Source organism: Thermophilibacter provencensis (assembly GCF_030372065.1).
Lineage (GTDB): Bacteria > Actinomycetota > Coriobacteriia > Coriobacteriales > Atopobiaceae > Thermophilibacter > Thermophilibacter provencensis_A.
The window spans coordinates 110,060-133,509 of sequence record NZ_JAUDEA010000006.1 but is presented as its reverse complement, the minus strand read 5'-3'; the positions used below and the strand labels follow the sequence as shown (position 1 = coordinate 133,509).

Genomic DNA, 23,450 nt, shown 5'->3' with positions numbered 1-23,450 from the left:
CCGCACCCGGCGTCGGAGCGCCCCTCGCGGGCGTCCGTCACGCCCGCGTCTCCCGTGGCGTGAATCACGACGAGCGTGCGCGCGTGCCGCCCCTGGCGCAGCGCACGGGCGAGCTCCCCACGCTCGTCGCAGGTGACGAGGACGATGCGCCGCCGCCCCTCCGCCGCAAGGCGCTCGACGGCCTGCGAGCGCGCCGCGGCGTCTCCCGCAGAGGCGACCTCGGGCACAAGGGACGCCAGGAAGCGGTCCTGCTGCACGGGGGTTCTCCAGCTTGCGCTGCCGTCGGTGAGAAGCACGTTGGGATGGCGGCGCAGGGCAAGAAGGACGCTTGCCACGGCGGAGGCGAGCGCGCCCGCGTCACACGCGCCCAGGGTGTCCGCCACCACGAGCACGGGCGGCGTCTCGGGCCCCGCGTCCTCGAAGGACATGAGCTCGCCGTGGTGGGCGCTCTGTCGCCAGGAGATCTTTCGCAGCCCGTCGCCCTTCTCGTAGGGCCGCACGCCCGCCGCGTCGCGCTCGTCCGCCAGCTCGGCGATGCCGTGGGCACCCCGAGACTCAAGGACCCGCGCGAGCCGCTCGTTTGGCGCGGGGGGAACGCAGACCTCGCGCCCCGAGGGCTCGGTGCCCGTGGCCCGCCAGAAGCCAAAGGCGTCACGCCACAGGAGGGTCGAGGGTCCCTGGCGGTAGAGCCCGCGCTCCGCAGGGAGCTCCCGCGTTTGGCCGAGCTTGCGCCCGCGCTGGTCGAGGTGCGCCCACATGCCGCCCACACGCTCCGGGGTGGGGAGGAGCCGCGCGAGCGGGGCGCGCCGCCCGCGCCTCGATCGGGCGAGGAGCACCTCAAGAAGGCCCGCCGCGCAGGCGAGGAGCAGCGCGGAACCGGCGGCAGCCAGCACAAATAACCCGCAGGTCAGACCAGCTGCAAGCAGCGTCGCGCCAAAGATCGTCTGCACGACGCCGCGCACCGTGGGAGCCGCGGCGCGAACGCGAGGTTTTTCTCGGCCGCTCATCTCCGCCTGGAGCCCGGCGCGGGAACGCGTGCGATCGCGCGGGTGAGAACGTCAAGCTGCTGGGCGCTCCTGCCGGCGTCCGGCGAGGCGTCGCGCGGGACGATCCGGTGCGCCAGAACGGCGGGTGCGAGCCTGCGCACGTCCGAGGGGAAGACGGCATCGCGCCCGTCGAGCAGCGCGTGGGTGCGGCTCATGGCAAGCAGCGCCAGGCCGGCGCGCGGCGAGGCGCCAAGGCGGATCTCGGGCGAGCGCCGCGTGGCGTCGAGCAGCGCAAGGGCATAGTCCGCCACCTCGTCGCTCACGTGCATGGTGGCGGCAAGGCTGCGGAAGGCGGCTACGTCGGAGAGGTCGCAGACCGCCCGCACGCGCGCCACGGGGTCTGCCCCCGAGGCGCCCTTGAGCATCGCGCGCTCCGCCTCGGGGGTGGGGTAGCCCAGGCTCGTGCGCACCATGAAGCGGTCGAGCTGCGCCTCGGGGAGGGGATAGGTGCCCTCCATCTCAACAGGGTTCTGCGTCGCCATGACAAAGTAGGGGCTGGGCAGCGCGTAGGAGGTGCCGTCTACGGAGATGCGCCCCTCCTGCATGGCCTCGAGGAGGGCCGCCTGCGTCTTGGGGTTGGCGCGGTTTATCTCGTCCGCGATGACCATCTCCGAGAAGAGCGGGCCGGGGTGGAAGGTGAACTCGCGCGTGCCGGGGTCCCACACGCTCACGCCCGTGAGGTCGCTCGGGAGCATGTCCGAGGTGAACTGCACGCGCGTGACGCGCCCCCTCACGGCGCGGGCGAGGGCGCGGGCGAGCGTGGTCTTGCCCACGCCGGGGACGTCCTCGAGGAGCAGGTGCCCGCCCGAGAGCAGGCACATCACGGCAAGCGCGATGGTCTCGCGCGGTGCGGCGAGCGCGCCCGTGAGCTCACGGGCGATTGCCTCGCCAAGCTCGGCGGCGTTGTCTGGTCCGAGGTAGCTCGTCGTGTTCATGGCACCCCCTTGAACCGCTTTTCCTTATGGTAGCGCCGCTCCGGTGGCCGACCGGCATTAAAACGGTCAGCGTTTCGAAGCCGTGGGGTCGCGTGGCGCGCGCCTGTCTGTCTGCCCGTCCGCCGAGAAAAACGTGCCCCTGTACAAGTCCCGTTGACCGCCCGCCGAGAGATGCTTGCCCCTGTACCACATCCGGATTTACCTGCCGGGAAAACCGCGCTCCTGTACCACATCCGGATTTACCTGCCGAGAAAACCGCGCCTCTGTACCACATCCGGAATTTCCCGCCGAGAAAATCGTCCCTCTGTACCGGTCCCCTCGCATCGGCGAAGACATCGGTGGTACAGCCTGCCGTTTTTCTCGGCACGCGGGCGCTTGAGGTGGTACAGAGGGCGAGTTCTTTCGGCAGCCGGCGCTCGTTCTGGTACAGAGGGCCGATCTTCTTGGCACGCGGATGAGAGGGCTGGTACAGGCTCTCGGTTTTCTCGGCACGTCTGGCGAGAGGGACGGCGGCTCGCTTTTCTCGGCGTACGCCGGGCCCTCACGCCCGCTTCGGCTACCGCTCCCCGCAACCGAGAAATCGGCGAGCGGGAAATTGCTATTCTGGTCTCTTGTCTATGGAGCGATGAACGGGGGAGACATGGTCAAGACGCTGGTTCTCGTTCGACATGGTGCCCCGGAGGCGAGCTCGCCCACCGGGTCCGACCTCGACCGCAAGCTCACGTCCTCGGGGACGCGCGCACTCCGCGTGGCATACCCGCGCACGTTTGGCCTGCTCGGCGACGAGGTCCGCCCGCTCGTGTGGAGCAGCCCCGCCATTCGTGCGCTCGAGACGGCGGACGTTGTGGCGGCCGCCACGGGTGCGGAGGACATCGAGGTTCACCAGTCCCTCTACGCTCAGGACATCTCGGCGTTTCTCGCCGAGCTTGAGACGGCCGACGCGCTGTGCGTGATCGCCGTTGGGCACGCGCCGTTTGTCGATCACCTGGCCACGCGCCTTCTGGGCGTGTGCCCCCAGTTTGGCAAGGGCACCGCCGCCGCCATCGACCTTCCCACCGGACCCTCGGGACGCGGCGTGCTGCGCTGGTACGTGGCCGGCCCCGAGGTGGCCTCGTGGGAGGAGCTCGCGCTCGTCGAGCGCGGGGTGGCCGGCGCCGCCGGCGTGCTCACGGACTGCACGGAGGAGTTTCTTTCCAGCCCGGACGACCCGGAGAAGCTCCTGCAGTTCCGCATTGCCATCCGTCGCGTGCGCTCCCTCCTGCAGTTCCTTGCCCCCTGGCAGTCCAAGAAGCAGAACCGTCGCTGCGAGCACGTCCTCAAGGAGCTCCAGGTTGCCTCCGCGCACCTGCGCGCGCTCGACATTCTCTCCGAGACCGTTGCCGGCCTTGTGGAGAGCGGCGAGCTCGGCGAGAACAGCCTTCTGCCCATGGCCTGCGCCAAGGAGCGCTCGCTTGAGTGCGGCTCGTTTGTGACGCACATGCGTAAGCTCCACGCCGCCAAGGACCTCAAGCGGCTTGCGCGCGACCTGGGGCAGCTGAGCTGGAAGACCAGGGTCGCCGAGAAGGGCCTCACCGCCGAGGACTTCCGCGAGCGCTTTGACACGCTCTTCAACGAGGTCGACGAGGACCTCTTTGGCCTTGACCTGCGCGACGGGGACGCGGTCTACGTGGCCCGGCGCGACACCAAGGAGATGCACTACGTGGCCGAGCGCCTTGGGGACGTCCTTGGGGCGGAGCGCGCGCAGATGAGCGAGGCGCTCGACGAGATCCAGCGCGAGCTCGGCGCCCTCTCGGATGCCCGCAGCAACAAGCAGCTCGCCGACGAGTGCGCCAAGAGCCCGCGCTTCCGCGGCGTCCGCGCCGACCTGGGCGTTGTTGCGCGCGACCAGGCCGAGGTCGTCTCCGCCATCACGTCCGGGCTGGAGCGCCGCGAGTCCGACGCGCGCCCGGCAAAGAAGAAGGCCGAGAAGGCGCCAAAGCCCGGCAAGGCGGGCAAGGCCGAGAAGGCCGCAAAGGACGACAAGGGCGACGAGGCCGAGGAGGAGTAGCGCGTGGGCGAGACGGACGGCATGTGGCGCATTGAGCGGGACTCGATGGGGGAGATGCGCGTCCCCGCGGACGCGCTCTGGGGCGCGCAGACCGAGCGCAGCCACGAGAACTTCCCCATTGGCACCGAGCGCATGCCCGAGGGGATCGTGCGCGCGTTTGCGCTGGTCAAGAAGGCTGCCGCGCGCGCGAACCGCTCGCTTGGCCGTCTTGCCCCCGAGGCGTGCGAGCTCATCTGCGAGGCCGCCGACGAGGTGCTCTCCGGTGCGCACGACGATGACTTCCCCCTGGTGGTGTGGCAGACGGGCTCCGGCACGCAGTCCAACATGAACATGAACGAGGTTCTCGCCAACCGCGGCAACCAGCTCGCGGCCGAGAAGGGCGTGGTGCTGGAGAAGTCCCTGCACCCCAATGACTCGGTCAACATGAGCCAGTCCTCAAATGACACCTTCCCCACGGCTATGCACGTGGCGGCCGCGCTGTCCGTGACCGGGCGCCTGCTGCCCGCAATTGACCAGCTCGTGGGCACGCTGCTCCGCCTTGAGGAGGAGAACGCGGGCGTGGTCAAGAGCGGTCGCACGCACCTGCAGGATGCCGTCCCCATCTCGTTCTCCCAGGAGATCTCCGGCTGGCGAGGGCTTCTCGAGGGCTCGCGCGAGGAGCTTCTTGCCGCGATGCCCGGGCTCTACCGGCTGGCGCTCGGCGGCACGGCCGTGGGCACGGGCCTCAACGCGCCGGCTGGCTTTGACGAGGCGGTGGCTGCGGAGCTGGCCGAGCTCACGGGCCTGCCGTTTGAGACGGACCCCAACAAGTTCCGCGCGCTCACGGGCAAGGACGCGCTCGTCTTTAGCCACGGTGCGGTGAAGGGCCTTGCCGCCAACATGATGAAGATCGCCAACGACGTGCGCTGGCTCGCGTCCGGCCCGCGTCTGGGCCTCGGCGAGATCACGATTCCGGCCAACGAGCCGGGCAGCTCCATCATGCCGGGCAAGGTCAACCCCACCCAGTGCGAGGCCGTGACGATGGTTGCCGTGCAGGTCATGGGAAACGACGCCGCGATCGGGTTTGCCGCCTCCCAGGGCAACTTTGAGCTCAACGTCTTCATGCCGGTGATCGCCTACAACTACCTGCAGTCCGTTCGCCTGCTGGCGGACGCGATCGTCTCCTTCGACGAGCGCTGTACCTCGGGCATCACGGCCAACCGCGAGAAGATGGACGAGAACCTCCACCGCTCGCTCATGCTCGTCACGAGCCTCAACCCCTACATCGGCTACGACAACGCCGCGCGTGTGGCGAAGAAGGCCTTTGCGGAGGGGACGTCGCTCAAGGAGGCGTGCGTGGGGCTGGGGCTCCTCTCGGCCGAGCGCTTTGACGAGGTCTTCCACCCCGAGCAGATGGTGTAGCGGCCGACATCCCGGGGCTCTTCTCGCCTGTCCGCTTTTCTGCTCGTTGCGTCTCTCCCTGGTTTTGGGCAAAATCTTTGATGGAAAAGCATCTTGTCCATCAATGTTTTTGCCCACAATCCAGCGAAAGGGGACCTCGGACAAAATCTCGGACCAAGCTTGGTCCAGGAGGGAGTCCGATGTACACCAAGGAGGAGCGCGAGGGGATACTCTGGGAGTTCCACAGAAGCGGGCTGAGCGTCCCGGAGGCCTGCCGTCGGCTGCCGCTTTTCCCGACCCGCCGCAACCTGTATCTTTGGCTGAGGATGGAGGAGGCGGGCGAGCTCGCCGCGACCGAGATGCCGAGCCGGCCGGAGCGCATGCACTGCGCCCACGGCGAGGGCAGCCCGAGGTACGCCGCGCGGCGCCCCCGCCGCGAGCGGAAGGGGGCCGGCGTGGCTGACGGGCCGGAGCAGACCGACTGGCGCGACTGGGGCGCCGACCTGCCGGAGGACCCGGCGGAGCGCGCGAGGATGGCGGAGGTCAAGCTCGCCGAGGCGCTGGCGGTGTTGGACGTCCTAAAAGCACCAGGCCCGGCCTCTTTGACCAGCGGGGAGAAGTGGCGGGCCGGGGAGCTGGCGCGGGGGAGGTGCCCGCTCGCGGGGCTCAGGGACGTGACCGAGACGCTCTCGATACCCAAGAGCACCTACCTCGACCAGGCCGCGAGGGCCGCTAGGCCCGACCCCAAGGCCGCCCTGCGCGTGCGCGTGCGCGCCTCCTTCGAGGCGAGCGGCGGGGCGTACGGCGCCGAGTCGGTGACCGCCGACCTGCGCTCCGGCGAGGGCGAGCCGGTCTCCTGGCGCGACCTCGAGCCCGGGGACGCGTCCACGCCCGTCGTCGCCTCCGAGAAGGTCGTGCGCGCCATCATGGCCGAGGAGGGGCTCGTCTCGCGCAAGGCCGCCCAGGTCGCGCGCAGGGCGCGCCACTCCAGCTACGCCGGCGAGCTCTCCGAGCGCCCCGCCAACCTGCCGCTCGCCGAGGACGGCACCCACGACTTCCACGCCGACGAGCCGGGGCTGCTCGTGGTCACCGACGTCACCGAGTTCCGCCTCGACGGCTTCAAGGCCTACCTGTCGCCGGCGATCGACTGCTTCGACGGGTGGCCGGTGTGCTGGAGGGTCTCGCTCCACCCGGACAGGGCGCTCATGGTCGGCATGCTGCGCGACCTCGTCGCCGATGTGGGGCCGACCGAGGAGAGACCCCTCGTGCTGCACACCGACGGCGGCTCCGTCTACATGAGCGGCGACTGGGCGGAGGCCTGCGAGGAGGGCCATGTGGTACGCTCGATGTCCCGAAAGGCACGCAGCCCCGACAACGCCCGGGCGGAGGGCTTCTTCGGAACACTCAAGTGCGACTTCTTCGAGGGCCGCGACTGGACGGGGGTCGGCTTCGAGGAGTTCTCCGCCGCGCTCGATGCCTACATCGAGTGGTACCGCGGCGGAAAGCTCAAGAAGTCGCTAGGATGGAGGACCATCCGGCAGCGCCGCGAGGAGCTCGGGTACGCGGCGTAGCCGGGATAGTCCGGAAAAACGTCCGGGGTCCCAAAGCGTGTCATCCGGCGAAAAATGCCGCCATCCGCGCGCTGCTACATAAAACTTGTTGCCCAAAACCGGCGCAAACATGCTGGAACGGACATCTGGCAGTGCGCAGAGGGCCGAGAAACCCAAAACTAGGTTTTTCGGACATGTCACATGAGGGTGCCCGAGGCGGGCTTCGCGCTATGATGGTCAGACCCAACAGAAAGGACCACCATGGCTGATCAGACCATCGCGACGCGCTGCGTCCAGGCTGGCTACACGCCCGGCGACGGCGAGCCGCGCCAGATTCCCATCGTCCAGTCCACCACCTTCAAGTACGCCACCTCAGAGCACATGGGACAGCTCTTTGACCTCGAGGCCGAGGGCTACTTCTACACGCGCCTCCAGAACCCCACCAACGATGCCGTGGCCGCAAAGATCGCCGCGCTCGAAGGTGGCGCCGCGGCCATGCTCACGAGCTCCGGCCAGGCGGCCAACTTCTTTGCGCTCTTCAACATCTGCGAGGCGAGCAGCCACGTCGTGGCGAGCTCGGCCATCTACGGCGGCACGTACAACCTCATCGCGCACACCATGGCCAAGATGGGCATCGAGTCCACGTTCGTCTCACCGGAGTGCACGCCCGAGGAGCTTGAGGCGGCCTTCCGCCCCAACACGCGCGCCGTCTTTGGCGAGACGATTGCCAATCCCGCGCTTGACGTGCTGGACATCGAGCGCTTTGCCAAGGCAGCCCACGACCACGGCGTGCCGCTGATCGTGGACAACACCTTCCCCACGCCGGTCTTCTGCCGTCCCATCGAGTGGGGCGCCGACATCGTGACCCACTCCACCACCAAGTACATGGACGGTCACGGCGTGGGCGTGGGCGGCGCCATCGTGGACTCCGGCAACTTTGACTGGATGGCGCACGCGGAGAAGTTCCCCGGCCTCACCACCCCGGACGAGTCCTACCACGGCATCGTCTACGCCGAGAAGTTCGGCCAGGCCGGCGCCTTCATCACCAAGGCAACCTCGCAGCTCATGCGCGACCTCGGCTCCATCCAGAGCCCGCAGAACGCGTTCTACCTCAACATGGGTCTCGAGAGCCTGCACGTTCGTATGCCGCAGCACTTTAAGAACGGCCTTGCCGTGGCGGAGTTCCTCGAGAAGAGCGACAAGGTGACCTCGGTGCGCTTCCCGCACCTGCCGAGCGACCCGTACTACGCGCTCGCCCAGAAGTACCTGCCCGAGGGCGGCTCCGGCGTGGTGTCCTTTGAGCTGGCCGGCGGCCGTGCTGCTGCCGAGAAGTTCATGGCCGCCCTGCGCCTTGCCGCCATCGAGACGCATGTGGCGGACGCCCGCACCTGCTGCCTGCACCCGGCCTCCGCGACGCACCGCCAGATGAACGACGATGAGCTGGCAGCCGCCGGCATCTCGCCCGCGATGGTGCGCTTCTCGTGCGGCCTCGAGGGCACCGAGGACCTCATCGCCGACATCGAGCAGGCCCTCGCCGCCATTTGATGACAAAGGTGACAGGGTAAACTGTCATCATCATGACAAAGGTGACAGGGTAGATTGTCATAACAGGGCAGATCGCCATGAGACGCTCTGGGCCGTCGGGCACTTCTCGCCCGGCGGCCCGTCTTGTTGTGTGACAATCAGCTCTGACGCCTGTCAAGTTGGGGGGGACGACGATGAGGTATGCGATCGACAAGAGCGCGTATTGTGACGCAGCGATCATCGAGGAGCGCCGCCTCCCGGCGAGAAGCTACTTCGTCGCGTTTCCTGACCGCGCCTCGGCGGGCGCCGTCACGCCCGAGCGCCGCCGCTACGACTCGCCCCTCGTGCGTTGCCTGAGCGGCGAGTGGGACTTCCGCTTCTACCCTCGCCCCGCGGAGCTGCCCGACGTGCTGGATACCGACGCCGTGACCTGGGATCGCGTGGCCGTTCCCGGCTGCTGGCAGTTCCAGGGCTACGACCACCCCTTCTATGTGGACGAGCGCTACCAGTTCCCGTTTGACCCGCCGCGCGTGCCGCGGGAGGAGCCGATGGGCCCGGTCTTCTCGCTCATTGGCGAGGGTGGCCAGGGAGCGCACGTGGCGCACCCCAAGGACGAGTACAACTTTGTGGGCGTGTATCGCCGTCTCTTTGACCTCAGCGAGCGTGAGGCCACGGCTGGCCACGTCATCACCTTCCTCGGCGTGGCAAGCTGCCTTGACCTCTACCTCAACGGGGAGCGCGTGGGCTATTCCGAGGGCTCCCACAACACCGCCGAGTTTGACCTCTCCCCCTACCAGCGCGCGGGGCAAAACGAGCTGCTCGCCGTGGTGCGCCGCTGGTGCACGGGCAGCTACCTGGAGTGCCAGGACATGTTTCGCAACAACGGCATCTTTCGCGACGTGCTGCTGCGCGAGGTGACCCCGTGCGGTATCTGGGATGTCAAGGTGCGCACCTGGCGAGAAGAACGTGCGAGCCGCGTGCGCTACCGACTGCGGGCGGACGTGACGCTTGCGGGCGGTGGGGAGGTACGCGCCACGCTGCGCGGGCACGACCTCGAGCGCGCGTCCGAGACGAGCGCGGGCAACGGGCGCGCGACGCTCGCCTTTGACGAGCTTGACGTGCTCGAGTGGACGGCGGAGACGCCCAACCTCTACGGCCTCTACCTTGAGACGGGCACAGAGTGCGTCCTTCTGCGCGTGGGCTTCCGCGAGGCGCGCGTGGACGGCCGGCGCTTCCTCGTGAACGGCCGCCCGGTGAAGCTCCATGGCGTCAACCATCACGACACGAGCCCCACGGCGGGCTACACGATGACACCCGCGGAGATCGAGCGAGACGTGCGCCTCTGCAAGGAGCACAACATCGATACCATCCGCACGTCGCACTACCCGCCCGATCCGCTCCTCCTCGAGCTCTGCGACGAGCTGGGCGTCTACGTGATCGATGAGGCGGACCTCGAGACCCATGGCGCCCTCGTGGGCAAGTTCCCGGCGCGCCAGAACCGCCTCACGGACGATGCCCGCTGGCGACCACGCTACCTCGACCGCGCGGAGCGCCTGTTCGAGCGTGACAAGCTGCACCCGTGCGTGATCATGTGGAGCCTGGGCAACGAGGCGGGCGGAGGCTGCAACGCCGATGCCATGTACGAGCTCATTCGCTCGCGCTCGGACCTGCCCGTGCACTACGAGGGCGCGATTCACTCCCTGCGCCGCGCCTACGACGTGGGCAGTGAGATGTACGCCACGGTCGAGCGCGTGAGGAGCGTGGGCGAGGGGAGCTCCACCACCCGCAGGCTCAATGACCGCCCCTACCTCCTCTGCGAGTACGCGCACGCCATGGGCGTGGGCCCCGGCGGCATCGAGGACTACTGGGAGCAGATCTACTCGTACGACGCCCTCATGGGCGGCTGCGTGTGGGAGATGGTCGACCATGCCGTCCTGCATCCGGATGGCAGCTACACCTACGGCGGCGATCACGGCGAGTGGGAGCACGACGGCAACTTCTGCGTGGACGGCCTGTTCTACCCGGATCGCACGCCCTCCACGGGCGCGCGCATCGTGCGCCACTGCTATCGCCCCCTTCGCGTGCGCCACGTGGGCGGCGACTGGTTCCGCCTCTTCAACGCGACGGGCTTCACGCCAGGAGACGCCTTCACGCTGCGCTTTGAGTGGAGCGACGGTGGCGTTGCCGAGGTCGTGCCCGATGTTGACCCGCTGCGCCATGCCACGGTGCTCGTGCAGCCGACCTCGCACGAGGCGTCCGATGAGGGGGCGGGCCTGCGTCGCAACCGCGTGCGCCTGGTGACGGTCATCACGACGCGTCGCGCCACGGGCGAGGAGGTCGCTCGCGAGCAGTTTGCGCTCTCCGGCCTGGAGCCCCTGGGGGAGACGGGCCTTGCCCGGGTTGCGCGCTTCCCGGAGGGCTGCGAGGTCACAGGCGACGGGCTCGTCCTTCCCGGCTCGATGCGCCCCGCGGCGACGCCGGTCCTTCTCTCCCGCGCCGCGACGGACAACGACCGCTACCTTGACGGGCGCTGCCCGATGGAGAGGCTCTACGACTGCCGTCGCGAGGTTGTCTCCACGGTGAGCGGGGAGGGGAGCGCCGAGGTGGTCACGCGCCTCGTCTACCCGCACCACCGCTTCCTCTGCACCACCTCCTACGAGGCGGTCCGGGCGGGCGTGCTCGTGACGACGCGACTCCACTGCGAGCGCGGCCGAGGCGACCTGCCTCGCTTTGGCGTGTGCTACCGGCTTGACGACTTGTGGGACGACGTTGAGTATCTCGGCCGCAACGGCGAGTCCTACCGAGACATGTGCGAGCAGGCACAGATCGAGCGCGTGCGCTGTCACGTTGCGGACATGACCGAGCCCAACATTCGCCCGCAGGAGAGCGGCAACCGCATGGACTGCCAGTACGTCACCCTCTCAAACGGCGAGAGGAGCGTGCAGCTTACAGCTGTTGACCGGCCCTTCGAGCTTGCCGTCAAGGCCTACTCGGACGAGGGGCTGCGCGCCATGCGCCACCGGGAGGACGAGGTTCGCACGGGGACCTATGTGACCATCCAGGCTTTCCAGATGGGAATTGGTACCGGGAGCTGCGGTCCCGCCACACGGCCGGAGTACCGCTTCAGCTGCAAGGACGACCACACCCTGCGCTACCTCGTCTCCTGGGAGCACATGTGATGACAAAGGTGACAGGGTAGATTGTCATAAAACAAGGCCCGCGACGCGGTTGGCGTCGCGGGCCTCGGGCGGCGAATCGCCGTGCGGTTACTCCTCGACCTCAAGAAGCTCGATGTTGAAGTTGAGCGCCTTGCCGGCCATCTCGTGGTTCATGTCAAAGGTGATGTTGCCGTCCTCCACGGCCGCGACGGTCGCAGGGAAGGGCTGACCGGTGGGGGAGGCCAGCATCACGCGGTCGCCGGCGGAGAGGGTCTCGGCGCCGGGCATCGCGGAGACGGGCACGGTCTGGACGAGGCGCTCGTCGCGCTCGCCGTAGGCCTCGGCGGGCTCGAGGCGGACGTCCACCACCTGGCCGACCTCCATCTCGCGCACGGCCTCGTCAAAGCCCTTGATCATCTGGCCGGCCATGCAGGTGAAGGCCAGCGGCTCGCCGCGGTCGCGCGAGGAGTCGAACTTGGTGCCGTCGTCGAGCGTGCCCACGTAGTGGACCTTGACCTTCTTGCCGTCGTTGCTCATGTGGTTCCCTTCGGTTGGGTGCGTAGCGACCCAAGATTGTGACAGAAGTCAGCCGGTCTACAGAGGTGAACCTTACACGAAGGGCGATTCCACACCATAATGTAGCCTGATCTTCCCTTCGTGTAAGGTTGGCGATCTAGCTGCGCTCTGCGCGGTCCCACGCTTCCTCGTAGACGTACTCGGTCATGACCTGCCCACGGACGCTCTCCCAGGCCTCGGCCGTAAGCTGGCTGGCGTCAAGGGTCACACCGAGCAGCCACTCGAGCATGCTGCGCTCAAAGACCTGCAGGCCCCGGTCATACTCGTAGCCGTCGTCCTCAATCTCAACCATGCGCAGCGTGTCCATCCCGTCAAGGGTGCTCATGAGAGCCACGGCGTCGTAAACAAGGGCGAGGTCCACGTGGTCATCGTCGCGTGCGACCAGGTCGCGGTCCTGGTAGGTGTAGGTGACCTCAACGGTCTTCGTGGCGGGGTCGGCGGTGACTCCCGTCACGTACTCGCCAACGGGGAGCGCCCGCACGAGCTCCTCCACGCGCGCCGCGTCCGAGAGCGCAGTTCCCGCGTACCCGGTGAGCTCGTCGACGGAGTGCGCCCGCACCTCGGCGGTGAGGCCCGTGCCGCTTTGCGACGGGGCGCCGTAGCGGTTGCCCGTCCCGTCCTGCGGGGCGCTCCCGTTGTTGGGGGACGTGCTCGTTGCGTCGTCGCTGGTTGCGTTGTTGCCGGTCGTCTGGCCCGTGGCCGCGTCACCCGTGGCCGCGTCGTCCGTGTAGGTGGTGTCATCGGGCTGATCTACCGGCTGGACCGTCTGCGAGGTCTGGGACTGGTAGTCCTCCAGCCCCCTCTGGGTGTCCAGCAGGTTGAACACGGTGCAGCCCGCTATGCCGGCAACCAGGAGAACGACCGCGACCACCGCCACGATCATGCCCGTCGACCAGCGCGTTTGTGCGCCCGCGGGCGCACCCTGCGACGCGGGCGGCTCGGGCGTGCCGATCACGGTCGTGGGCTCGGGCTCGGGCGCAACCGCTGCGGCCGGTGCCGCGACGGTGGCGTCGAGCGGGTCGTCCTTATCGCCCGCGTCCTTCTCGCCCATGACGTCGTCCACGCTCGTCACGGCCTCGCAGGTGCGCGCGTACGCCTCGTCCTCGCCCATGCCCTGCGCCACGTAGTCGTCAAAGCGCGCGACGAGGTTGCCGTATATCTCCTCCTTGAGCTCGATGGTCTCGGCGTCGAGCGTGCGTCCCTCAAAGAGGTGCTCGACGTACATCCTGATGTCGCTTCTGCCGCTCATTTGCTGCCTCCGCCCTGTCTGAGGAGTCGGTCGATGATGTTTCTTGCCCGCACCCAGCGCGCCGTTGCCTCCGTGAGCTCGGCGCGCCCGCCGTCGGTGATGTGGTAGTACTTCCGGCGCGCGCCCTGGGACTCGTTTCCCCAGTAGCTCTCCACGAGCCCCTGCCCCTCAAGGCGCTTGAGGCTCGTGTAGAGGGAGGGCTCCTTCATCTCGTACGCCCCCTCGCTCGTCTGCGCGACGTCCTTCAGGATCTCGTAGCCGTAGGAGTCGCCGTCCGAGAGCGTGCACAGCACGATCGCGTCGATGTTGCCCCGGATGAGGTCGCTCTCAGCGTCTCTCGATGCCATGGGTCACCTCCTCCTGTCCGCTGTCGTTATGTGTATCGTACCCAACATTACTATGTGTGTCGATATACCTTTGCAGAAATATAACTGTGAATGGCAATGTTTGAGGGGCGAGTGGCGTCCACCGGCGTTGCGCTATCCTTGTGCCATTCTCTAGGGTCGAGGGGAGGTGCTCCGTGGAACAGAGAAGCGACGGATTTGTGGGGGTCTTTGACTCCGGGCTGGGCGGCACCAGCGTGCTGAGGTCGCTCGTGGACGAGCTCCCTCACGAGGACTTCCACTACTTCGGGGACTCCGCCAACGCTCCCTACGGCGAGAAGACCGAGGAGCAGGTGCTCGCGCTCTCCCGCACCATCGTCGAGCGCTTCCTGGACGGCGGCGCCAAGGCGATCGTGATCGCGTGCAACACCGCGACCTCCGTTGCCGCCGCAGCGCTGCGCGCCTCCCATCCCGACGTTCCCATCGTGGGCATCGAGCCAGCCCTCAAGCCCGCCGCCCGCGCGCTCCCGCACGGGCGCATCCTCGTCATGGCCACCGAGGTCACGCTGCGCCTGGAGAAGTACCACGAGCTCGCGCGCGCCTGGGGTGGGGAGTGCGAGGTCATCTCCGTCCCATGCCCGGGGCTCGCGGCGCGCATCGAGCGGGGCGACCTGGACGCTCCCGACCTGGCGGAGATGATCGACGGCCTTGTGGGCCGCTATGCCGGGACGGTCGATGCGGTGGTGCTCGGCTGCACGCACTACCCCTTCGTGCGGCCCCTCATCTCGCGCGTGCTCGGCGAGGGCGTGCGCTTCTTCGACGGCGGCGCGGGCACGGCGCGTCAGCTTCGCTCCCGCCTCGCACAGGAGGGGCTTCTTGCCGAGCGCAACCGCGCGGGCCGCGTTGAGTTTGCCTCGAGCCTGAGCACGCCCGAGGAGCTCGCCCTCTACGAGAGGTTCTTCTCGCTTCCGCTCTAGGGCGCCTCGCCTTGCCCACGCACCCCGCCCGTTGTGTGCGGTTTTTTGGAGGAGGGTCGGGTATCGGGCAATCGAAGTTGTTCTGACCTGCGCTTTTGTAGGGCAATTTGCCGGTCTACATGGGGCCCCTTTCAAAAACCGCACACAACGTGCGCCCGCCTAGAATCACAGGCAAAATCTGGCGCCGCCATAACAAAAGGCCGCCGCCCGGGGGCGACGGCCGTGACAAATGAACCTGACGCCAGCGTCACGCGCTACGCGCGCTTCTTACCCCAGAAGAAGAGGGCAACGGTGCCGGGGCCGGTGTGGACGCCGATGGTGGCGCCAATGGGGAAGATCTCCACCTTGCCGTTCAGCTTGGGGAACTTCTGCTCAACGAGGCGTGCGACCTCCTGGGCGTCGTCGATGCACTCGGACTGCGAGATGTAGCACTTGCCGGAGTAGTCGAGGCCGCCCTCGGCGAGCTCCTCCATCTTCTGGACCACGCGGCTCACGGCCTTGGCCTTGGTGCGGATCTTCTCCTTGACGGCGAGCGAGCCGTCGGGCTCGACGTCCATCACGGGGCAGATCTTGAGCATGCCGCCCACGAGGCCCGCTGCCTTGGAGACGCGCCCGCCGCGCACGAAGAACGTGAGGTCGGACGAGAAGAACCAGTGCTGGACCTCGCTCTTGTGCTCCTCGGCCCAGGCGGCGAGCTCGTCGATCCCCATGCCGGCGTCGCGCAGCTCGGCGAGCTTGTCCATGAGCAGGCCAAAGCCGGAGGAGGCGGCGAGCGAGTCGATGACGATGACCTTGCGCTCCGGGTACTTCTCGGCGAGCTGGTCACGCGCGGTGCAGGCGGAGTTGTAGGTGCCGGAGATGCCGGTGGAGAGCGTCACGTGCAGGACGTCCTTGCCCGCGGCGAGGTACTTCTCGAAGTGGGCCATGTAGTCGCCCGCGCTGATCTGCGAGGTCTTGGCGTCGGCGCCGGCGAGCATCTTGGCGTAGAGCTGGGCGGGGGAGTTGGTGGTGCCAAAGTCGTCCTTGCACATCTCGCCGTTGAGGTAGTAGTTGAAGTAGAGGTACTTGATGTCGCGGCCTTCGAGCCACTCGCGCGTCACATCGGCGGTGGAGCAGCAGCTGAGAACGTAGTCAGGCATGGAAACTCCTCTGACGGGTACAATACCAAACCGAATCATAGCCTAAGTGCGCGGCGAGAACCCCAACGGGCCGGTGCCGCAAGAAGAGGAGGAACCCCCGTGAGCAATTCCGTTTCGTTCAAGGACATGGCCTACGAGCGCCCGGACCTGGAGGCAGTGAAGGCCGAGTACGCGCGCCTAGCGGCAGAGCTTGCCGGCGCCGAGACCCCCGAGGCCGCGGAGGCCGCCTTCCTCGAGAAGGACCAGCTCGACCGTCACACGCAGACGGCCGCCGAGCTGGCGATGATCCGCCACGTCATCGACACGCGCGACGAGTTCTATGACACCGAGGCCGCCTTCTGGGACGAGGCCCAGCCCGAGCTGCAGTCCGCTGCCGACGCCTTCACCGCGGCCCTTCTTGCCTCTCCCTTCCGCGCGCAGCTGGAGGAGAAGTACGGCACGCTGCTCTTTGCCCAGGCCGAGCAGGAGCGCCGCACCATCAAGCCGGAGATCGTGGAGGACATGAAGCGCGAGAACGCCCTCGCGCAGGAGTACGTGAAGCTCATCGCCTCCGCGCAGATCCCCTTTGAGGGCGGCACCTACACGCTCTCGCAGCTCACGCCGTTCAAGAAGTCTGCCGACGACGCCGAGCGCCTTGCCGCCTGGAAGGCGGAGGGCGCCTGGTACAAGGAGCACCAGGCCGACCTTGACCGTATCTACGACGAGCTCACCCACGTGCGCGACGCCATGGGCAAGAAGCTCGGCTACAAGAACTACCTGCCGCTGGGCTACGACCGCATGGGGCGCCTCTCCTACGGCCGCGAGGACGTGGAGCGCTTCCGCGAGGCCGTGCGCACCTACGTGGTGCCGCTGGCCGACAAGATCTACCGCGCGCAGGCCGAGCGCCTGGGCGTGGAGTACCCGCTCTCCTTTGCCGACGAGGCGCTCTCCTTCCGCTCCGGCAACCCCGCGCCGCGCGGCACCGCCGACGACGTCCTCGAGGCCGGCCGCACCTTCTACCGCGCGCTCAGCCCCGAGACCGGCGCCTTCTTTGACATGATGCTCGAGCGCGACCTCATGGACGTGCTCTCCACCGAGGGCAAGGCCGGCGGCGGCTTCATGACGCAGATCCCGGACTACGACGTGCCCTTCATCTTTGCCAACTTCAACGGCACGCAGGGCGACGTCGAGGTGGTCACGCACGAGGCTGGCCACGCGTTCTCCTACTACATGAACACGGACAAGACGCCGATCGGCCTCTCCATGCCCTCGATGGAGGCCTGCGAGGTCCACTCCATGTCCATGGAGTTCATGGCCTGGCCGTGGGCCGAGGAGTTCTTCGGCGACGACGCGCGCAAGTACCGCTACGCGCACCTGGCCGGTGCCATCACCTTCCTGCCGTACGGCACGATGGTCGACCACTTCCAGCACGAGGTCTACGAGCACCCCGAGATGACGCCCGCCGAGCGCCACGCCACCTGGAAGCGCCTGCTCGGCACCTACATGCCGTGGATGCGCCTTGACGGCGAGATTCCCTTCTACGCCGAGGGCGAGGGCTGGCAGCGTCAGAGCCACATCTACGAGAACCCGCTCTACTACATCGACTACTGCCTCGCACAGACGGTGGCGCTCGAGTTCTGGGCCATGTCGCAGGACGACTTTGCAAACGCCTGGGAGCACTACATGGCCTACACGCGCCAGGGCGGCACGCGCGCCTTCACGGACCTGCTCGCTCACGCGGGCATGACCTCGCCCTTTGACGAGGGCTGCCTCAAGGCCATCTGCGAGCGCGCCACCGCCTGGCTCGAGTCCTACGACCTCACCGGCATCGCATAATTTATGACAAACAACCCTGTCACCTTTGTCATGATGACAATGGTGACAGGGTGATTTGTCAGGTTTTTGGTAGGGGGAGGCGAGAAGGACGTGAGGAAGAAGGCGCGCGAGCGGCTCAAGGACTTTGGAACCGACGAGAACGGCAAGCTGGCCTACCTCGGCGAGCACGTGAGGCTGGCCGACGGGCAGGATCGCCGCCGCATCGTCACCACGCTGTGGGCGGCGTGCGGCGTGGCGACGCTCGCCGTGCTGGGCGCCTCCCTCGCCAATCCGGGAGGGCTCTCGGGCTGCCCCTACGTGGTGCTCCCGTACATGTGTCAGTTTGTGGCCATGGTCTCGGTCATCTGGGCCATGGGCAGGCTCTCTGTGGCGGGCGAGCGCATGCGCGCCTACGTGCGCGACGAGACCTTCGGCGCGCTGCCCCGCCGCTCCGTCGTCGCGGCGGCGTTCGGCCTTGTGGCCGTAGTGGGGGAGATCGTCCTCCTCATCGTGAGCTCCGCGGCGCCCGGTGCCCCCGAGCTGGCGTTTCTCGCCTGCGAGGCCGTGAGCGTGGTCGCCCTCGTGGCGCTGCGCCAGGCGTGCCTTGCCGCCACCTGGGAGCCCTGCTAGACGCGTCCGTACAATGGGGGCGGTTTCCCATGCGTGCCCGACGTTCAGATGAGTGACGGAAGAGAGGAGCGTGCGGATGACGACCGCGAGCCAGGAGATATCCCCGGCCAACAGGTTTGCCGGCGCGCTCGTCCGACGCGAGCGCCTCGGGCGGGGGCTGAGCCTCAAGGGGCTCGCCCACGGCATCTGCGCCGTCTCGTACCTCTCCAAGATCGAGCGCGGCGAGGCCGACCCCAGCCCGGAGATCGTGCGCGCGCTCATGGCGCGCCTCGGGCTTGCGTGGCACGACGACGAGGCGTTTCTCGCCAGCGGCCGCTCGCTTCTGGACCGCGGCTTTGACGCCGTGCTCTCCAACGACGAGCCCGCGCGCGTCGCCCTGCGCGAGGAGCTCGCCGCCTGTGCGGACAGCCTCTCGTCGAGCCCGCTCGCGGCGGAGGCCGCGCTGCTTGACGGCCTCCTCTCCAAGCCCGTGCGCCCCGTGGATGCCGAGCTCGAGGCCCTTCTCGACGGGCGGTTGCTGGGACTTCAGCGTCTGGCCCAGCATCGCTACGACAACGCCCTCCGGCTCAACCCCTGCGCGCACGTCTACCTGAAGGCGGGCGCTGCGGCCTACAAGAGCGGCGAGAAAAACAACGCCACGGCAATAGAGCGCCTGAGAAGGGCCTACGCGCTCGCTGCGGAGGAGGGCCGCGTGCACGTGATGCTCTCGGCCAAGGTCTGCCTGGGCAACTGCTACAGCAACCAGCTCGACTTCCAGAACATGGAGGTGGAGTACCGCGTGGTTGAGCGTCTCGCGCGCACGCTGGGCGAGAACGACCTGCTGCAGACGATCTCCTACAACAGGGCGGCCGTTCTGATAGAGCGCGGCAGCTACGAGGAGGCGTACGAGTTCTTCTCGGCCCGTGAGGACCCCTCGATGCTGGACCTCCACAAGCTTGCGGTGTGCTGCGAGCGCCTGGGCCGGCGCGACGAGGCGCTCGCGGCGCTCGACCGCGTGGGCACGGCGCGGCGCGAGGAGGGCTCGGACGTGGCGGAGGACCTTGCCGAGAAGTTCTGCGGCCTCGTGCGCTTTCGCCTGGAGAACCCCGACTACCTTCGCCGTCCCGAGTACGGCGAGGCCCTGCTCGAGGTCTTTGCGCGCTGCCGGGCGGAGCTGCCCATCGGCTTTGCCGCGTTCCACCTGCCGTGGGTGCGCGAGTGGTACACCGCCAACCGCCAGTATCGCGCGGCCTTTGAGCTTGAGCGCGACTTCCCGCTCAAGATTCCCGCGCCCGCCGGGCGTGGCGGGGCAGGAGGGGCGTGCTAGGCCTGACGGCCCTCTTTGGGGTGCGATCGCCGGGGCGTTGACCACGGTCGACACGTTGGCAACGTTGGGTGCCAGCAGTGGCCCGCACAGCAAAACGGGCAGGTCGCGACCGTTCTTCTTGCCAAAGGTGTCCCAAGCGCGCTCGTGGCGAGAGGGGACTGTGTGTACGCCGTTTGTAACCAAAGCGTGAACGGTATCCCGACGAGCCCCAACTTGAGATTTCCAAAAAGTAACATGCCGTAAGCGCGAATTCTCTAGAAATCGCGCCGAATCTGGGCTCTACGCCGGGCGCAAACCCGCCCGGTGAGGAAAATCCCCACTTAACGGGAGGAAAGGTAGGGAAACATGCTCGTTACCAGAAGGAAGATGCTCGGGCTCTCTGCAGCCACCATGGGCGCGCTCGCGCTTGCCGCGTGCAACAACGGCTCCACCACCGGTGAGCAGACCGGCGGAGAGGGCGAGAACGGCGGCTCCAACGAGCACGCTGGCACCCTCGTCGTTGCCGGCAACGGCCTTGAGGGCAAGTTCTGCCCCCTGTTCACCGCCTCCGCGGCTGACCAGGACGTCGTGAGCTTCAACAACATCGCGCTGCTCATGACCGACCGCATGGCCGAGCCCGTCCTCAACGCCATCGAGGGCGAGACCCGCGAGTACAACGGCACCGACTACACCTACACCGGCCCCGCCGACATCACGATGGAGGAGAACGCCGACGGCACCGTTACCTACACCGTGAAGATGCGTGACGACCTCAAGTTCCACGACGGCACCCCCGTCACCATCGATGACGCCATCTTCACCTTCTACGCGTACTTCGACCCCACCTATGACGGCTCCGCCACCCTCTACTCCAACGACATCGTTGGCCTGCAGGAGTACCGCACCGGCATGGCCACGCTGGCTTCCCTCATCGGCAACGCCGGCCGTGACAACACCGACTTCACCAACTTCACGCAGGAGCAGCAGGAGGCCTTCTGGGCGGCCGTTGACGACGGCGGCACCAAGTTTGCCCAGGAGATCGTCGACTACATGATGGAGAACGGCGCCACCGACGTCGCCTCTGCCGCCGCGGGCTGGAACTACCCCGACCTCCCCGCCGACGCCACCGCCACCGACTTCTTCGAGGCCATCGGCGCCGCCTACGACTGGAACTTCTCCGCGTGCGAGGCCGAGACCGCCGGCACCGCCCTCTCCGACCTCATCCCCGAGGACGTCTACGCCATGGGCACCCAGGGCGTTGAGACCGGCGACGCCGCCGCCAACGTCTCCGGCATCGTCCGCGTTGACGACTACACGATGACCGTCACCACCAACGGCGTCGACGCCACGATGATCTACCAGCTCTCCATTGCCCCGTGCTCCTACAAGTACTACGGAGACGAGTCCCTCTACGACTACGAGAACAACTCCTTCGGCTTCACCAAGGGCGACCTCTCCAAGGCTCGTAGCCTCAACGGCCAGCCCATGGGCTCCGGCGCCTTCAAGTTCGACAGCTACGAGGGCGGCCAGGTTCTCATGTCCGCCAACCCGGACTACTACAAGGGCGCCCCGAAGGTCTCCAACCTCAACGTCGTGGAGACCCAGGAGGCCGATATGGTGACCGGCGTCCAGGCCGGCACGCTCGACATCTCCCAGCCGTCCTACTCCATGGAGGTCGAGACCCAGATCAAGGAGATCAACGGCAACGACTCCACCACCGGTGACGTCCTCTCCACCTTCCTGCACGACTTCCGCGGCTACGGCTACCTCGCCATCTCCGCCGGCAACGTCTGCGTGAACGGCGAGCCGGGCTCCGACGCCTCCAAGGCCCTCCGCAAGGCCCTCTGCACCGTCATCGCGGTGTTCCGTGACTCCGGCATCGCCTCCTACTACGGCGACACCGCCACGGTCCTCAACTACCCGATCTCCACGTCCTCCTGGGCCTCGCCCAACGAGACCGACCCGGGCTATGCGGTCTGCTACTCCACGGATGCCTCCGGCAACCCGCTCTACACCGCTGACATGAGCGACGAGGACCGCGTCAACGCCGCCCTCGAGGGCGCCCTCACCTGGTTTGAGGCCGCTGGCTACACCGTTGCCGACGGCAAGCTCACCGCTGCCCCCGCCGGCGCCAAGCTCGAGTACCGCTGCAACATCGGTGGCGGCGGCCAGGGCGACCACCCGACGTTCATGATCCTGCAGGAGGCCGCTGACGCCTTCGAGAAGATCGGCATGACCTTCACGGTGAACGACATCGCCAACTCCGCCGACCTCTTCGCCTCCTACCAGTCTGGCGCCGCCGAGATGTGGTGCGCCGCCTGGCAGTCCACGGCCGATCCCGACATGTACCAGCTCTATCACAGCCAGGGCTCCACGAACTACTACGAGATCGACGACCCCGACCTCGACGAGCTCATCGAGGCCGGCCGTCAGACCCTCGACACCGAGAGCCGCAAGCCGATCTACAAGGAGGCCATGGACATCATCCTCGACTGGGGCGTCGAGCTTCCCGTCTACCAGCGCTCCGAGTGCACGCTCGTCTCCTCTGAGCGCGTCAACGTCGAGTCCGTCGTCAAGGATCAGACCCCGTACTGGACCTGGAAGGACGAGATCGAGAAGCTCGAGCTCAAGTAGAGCTCTTCCTGAGTCTTTCCCGAGCTAAACGCGCTGGGCGCGGCGGCAAGGTGCCGCCGCGCCCCGCCGCGTAGTAGCAGAGGGGCCTTCCCTGTTGGAGTGAGAGACCTCCTTCCCGTGCTGGGAGAAGCGTCTTGCGCTGCTCTTCCAGCGCAGAAAAGGGGTCTCTACGCCCGCCAGAGGCGCGGGCATGAGTGAGAGGAGCGTTTGCGAGTGAGAACCTACATCGCCAAGCGCATCGGAATCTCGGTCATCATCTTGTTCTGTGTGACCTTCATCATCTACGGCCTGATGCGCTCGCTGCCGTCCTCCTACGTGGAGACCATGGCCATGCAGCTCTCCCAGGCGCCGGGCGCCAAGCCCTACGAGGAGTGGCTCGCCCAGCTCAACGCCCAGTACGGCCTCGACCTTCCGGTGCCCATCGGCTACGTCACCTGGCTCGGTGACTTCCTCACCGGTAACTTTGGTGACTCCTGGAAGTTCAACGTGCCGGTGCTCACGGAGTTCTACAACACCATTGGCATCTCCTTCGCCATGGGCGGCCTTGCCTTCGTGTTCTCCACGGTCATCGCCGTGCCGCTCGGCATCCTCGCGGCAACGCACCAGTACTCCAAGGGCGACTACATCATCTCCGCCGTCGCCCTCGCCGGCATCTCGCTTCCCACGTTCTTCTTCGCAACCCTGCTCAAGCTCGTCTTCTCCGTCGGCCTGGGCTGGTTTGACCTCTACGGCCTCATGGGCCGCGACTACGCCCAGCTCGACGCCGTTGGCCAGATGATCGACATCGTCAAGCACATGGTCATGCCCGTCGTGACGCTCACAGTCATCCAGATCGGCTCGCTCATGCGCTACACGCGCACCAACATGCTCGAGGTCCTGAACGCCGACTACATCCGCACGGCGCGCACCAAGGGTCTGCCCGAGCACAAGGTCATCTACAAGCACGCGTTCCGCAACACCCTCATCCCGCTCGTGACCGTCATCGGCGGGTCTCTCCCCGGCCTCTTCTCGGGCGCTCTCATCACCGAGACGCTCTTCATGATCCCGGGTACCGGCTACACCTCCTACCAGGCCATGACGGCCGGAGACATCCCCTACACGATGTTCTTCCTCACCTTCATCGCCATCATCACGCTGCTTTCCAACCTCCTGACCGACATCCTCTACGCGGTGGTCGACCCCCGCGTTCGCATCTCCTAAGAA

The 23,450-nt window shown here is 67.3% G+C and carries 17 protein-coding genes; 11 read left to right on the top strand and 6 right to left on the bottom strand.

Translation table 11 applies throughout. The annotated features are described in order from the left end of the window. Together QUW25_RS05565 and QUW25_RS05560 are read right to left on the bottom strand one after the other, a co-directional pair. On the bottom strand, positions 1–1,007 hold a 1,007-nt coding region (locus QUW25_RS05565), incomplete at its 3' end, for a DUF58 domain-containing protein (protein ID WP_289511230.1). After that, a complete protein-coding gene (locus QUW25_RS05560) occupies positions 1,004–1,981 on the bottom strand; it encodes an AAA family ATPase (RefSeq protein WP_289511229.1) in 978 nt (325 codons plus the stop codon). The genes QUW25_RS05560 and QUW25_RS05565, both read right to left, overlap by 4 nt. Before the next feature lie 640 nt (positions 1,982–2,621). On the opposite strand from QUW25_RS05560, the gene QUW25_RS05555 reads away from it, so the two are divergent. The 5 genes from QUW25_RS05555 (at position 2,622) to QUW25_RS05535 (ending at position 11,661) form a co-directional block, all read left to right on the top strand. Continuing rightward, the gene (locus tag QUW25_RS05555; RefSeq protein WP_289511228.1) at positions 2,622–4,028 is read left to right on the top strand and encodes a CHAD domain-containing protein; all 1,407 of its coding nucleotides are present in this window, start codon (positions 2,622–2,624) and stop codon (positions 4,026–4,028) included. 3 nt (positions 4,029–4,031) lie between these two features. After that, the gene (fumC, locus tag QUW25_RS05550; RefSeq protein ID WP_289511227.1) at positions 4,032–5,429 is read left to right on the top strand and encodes a class II fumarate hydratase; all 1,398 of its coding nucleotides are present in this window, start codon (positions 4,032–4,034) and stop codon (positions 5,427–5,429) included. 179 nt (positions 5,430–5,608) lie between these two features. Then, positions 5,609–6,979 carry an IS3 family transposase gene (locus QUW25_RS05545; RefSeq protein ID WP_289511226.1) on the top strand — a complete coding sequence of 457 codons (1,371 nt, stop codon included), beginning with the start codon at positions 5,609–5,611 and terminating at the stop codon, positions 6,977–6,979. 240 nt (positions 6,980–7,219) lie between these two features. Further along, entirely contained in the window at positions 7,220–8,503 is a 1,284-nt protein-coding gene (locus tag QUW25_RS05540; protein WP_289511225.1) for an O-acetylhomoserine aminocarboxypropyltransferase/cysteine synthase family protein, read from the top strand. A 173-nt stretch (positions 8,504–8,676) separates the two neighbouring features. Then, on the top strand, positions 8,677–11,661 hold the full coding sequence (locus tag QUW25_RS05535; protein ID WP_289511224.1) for a glycoside hydrolase family 2 TIM barrel-domain containing protein: 2,985 nt from the start codon (positions 8,677–8,679) through the stop codon (positions 11,659–11,661). A gap of 87 nt (positions 11,662–11,748) precedes the next feature. Here the strand turns inward: QUW25_RS05535 and QUW25_RS05530 are convergent, their stop codons facing one another. From QUW25_RS05530 to QUW25_RS05520, 3 genes are all read right to left on the bottom strand, one after another. Beyond that, positions 11,749–12,177: an FKBP-type peptidyl-prolyl cis-trans isomerase gene (locus tag QUW25_RS05530; protein WP_289511223.1), complete on the bottom strand. Its 429-nt coding sequence runs from the start codon at positions 12,175–12,177 to the stop codon at positions 11,749–11,751. 136 nt (positions 12,178–12,313) lie between these two features. Next, the gene (locus QUW25_RS05525) at positions 12,314–13,465 is read right to left on the bottom strand and encodes a hypothetical protein (protein ID WP_289511222.1); all 1,152 of its coding nucleotides are present in this window, start codon (positions 13,463–13,465) and stop codon (positions 12,314–12,316) included. Further along, positions 13,462–13,812, bottom strand: coding sequence for a PadR family transcriptional regulator (locus tag QUW25_RS05520; RefSeq protein ID WP_289511221.1), 351 nt, complete (start codon positions 13,810–13,812; stop codon positions 13,462–13,464). The genes QUW25_RS05525 and QUW25_RS05520 overlap by 4 nt, the downstream gene beginning before the upstream one ends. 173 nt (positions 13,813–13,985) lie before the next feature. Between QUW25_RS05520 and murI the strand changes: the two genes are divergently transcribed. Continuing rightward, entirely contained in the window at positions 13,986–14,765 is a 780-nt protein-coding gene (murI, locus tag QUW25_RS05515; protein ID WP_289511220.1) for a glutamate racemase, read from the top strand. A gap of 254 nt (positions 14,766–15,019) precedes the next feature. Here the strand turns inward: murI and QUW25_RS05510 are convergent, their stop codons facing one another. Further along, complete coding sequence (locus QUW25_RS05510) at positions 15,020–15,904, bottom strand: DegV family protein (protein ID WP_289511219.1); 885 nt, start codon at positions 15,902–15,904, stop codon at positions 15,020–15,022. Positions 15,905–16,003: 99 nt separating this feature from the next. On the opposite strand from QUW25_RS05510, the gene QUW25_RS05505 reads away from it, so the two are divergent. The 5 genes from QUW25_RS05505 to QUW25_RS05485 all read left to right on the top strand — a co-directional run bounded on the left by QUW25_RS05505 (position 16,004) and on the right by QUW25_RS05485 (position 23,447). After that, on the top strand, positions 16,004–17,719 hold the full coding sequence (locus QUW25_RS05505; protein WP_289511218.1) for a M3 family oligoendopeptidase: 1,716 nt from the start codon (positions 16,004–16,006) through the stop codon (positions 17,717–17,719). A 90-nt stretch (positions 17,720–17,809) separates the two neighbouring features. After that, positions 17,810–18,328: a hypothetical protein gene (locus QUW25_RS05500; RefSeq protein WP_289511217.1), complete on the top strand. Its 519-nt coding sequence runs from the start codon at positions 17,810–17,812 to the stop codon at positions 18,326–18,328. Between the two features lie 76 nt (positions 18,329–18,404). Then, positions 18,405–19,634: a helix-turn-helix domain-containing protein gene (locus QUW25_RS05495; protein WP_289511216.1), complete on the top strand. Its 1,230-nt coding sequence runs from the start codon at positions 18,405–18,407 to the stop codon at positions 19,632–19,634. A gap of 345 nt (positions 19,635–19,979) precedes the next feature. Then, the gene (locus tag QUW25_RS05490; protein ID WP_289511215.1) at positions 19,980–22,247 is read left to right on the top strand and encodes an ABC transporter substrate-binding protein; all 2,268 of its coding nucleotides are present in this window, start codon (positions 19,980–19,982) and stop codon (positions 22,245–22,247) included. 213 nt (positions 22,248–22,460) lie between these two features. Continuing rightward, entirely contained in the window at positions 22,461–23,447 is a 987-nt protein-coding gene (locus QUW25_RS05485) for an ABC transporter permease (protein WP_289511214.1), read from the top strand. The last annotated feature ends 3 nt before the right edge of the window (positions 23,448–23,450 follow it).

Coding starts and splice junctions, on each gene's coding strand:
- QUW25_RS05560 (WP_289511229.1), bottom strand. CDS start 1,981: ATGAACACGACGAGCTACCTCGGACCAGACAACGCCGCCGAGCTTGGC.
- QUW25_RS05555 (WP_289511228.1), top strand. CDS start 2,622: ATGGTCAAGACGCTGGTTCTCGTTCGACATGGTGCCCCGGAGGCGAGC.
- QUW25_RS05545 (WP_289511226.1), top strand. CDS start 5,609: ATGTACACCAAGGAGGAGCGCGAGGGGATACTCTGGGAGTTCCACAGA.
- QUW25_RS05540 (WP_289511225.1), top strand. CDS start 7,220: ATGGCTGATCAGACCATCGCGACGCGCTGCGTCCAGGCTGGCTACACG.
- QUW25_RS05535 (WP_289511224.1), top strand. CDS start 8,677: ATGAGGTATGCGATCGACAAGAGCGCGTATTGTGACGCAGCGATCATC.
- QUW25_RS05530 (WP_289511223.1), bottom strand. CDS start 12,177: ATGAGCAACGACGGCAAGAAGGTCAAGGTCCACTACGTGGGCACGCTC.
- QUW25_RS05525 (WP_289511222.1), bottom strand. CDS start 13,465: ATGAGCGGCAGAAGCGACATCAGGATGTACGTCGAGCACCTCTTTGAG.
- QUW25_RS05520 (WP_289511221.1), bottom strand. CDS start 13,812: ATGGCATCGAGAGACGCTGAGAGCGACCTCATCCGGGGCAACATCGAC.
- QUW25_RS05510 (WP_289511219.1), bottom strand. CDS start 15,904: ATGCCTGACTACGTTCTCAGCTGCTGCTCCACCGCCGATGTGACGCGC.
- QUW25_RS05495 (WP_289511216.1), top strand. CDS start 18,405: ATGACGACCGCGAGCCAGGAGATATCCCCGGCCAACAGGTTTGCCGGC.
- QUW25_RS05490 (WP_289511215.1), top strand. CDS start 19,980: ATGCTCGTTACCAGAAGGAAGATGCTCGGGCTCTCTGCAGCCACCATG.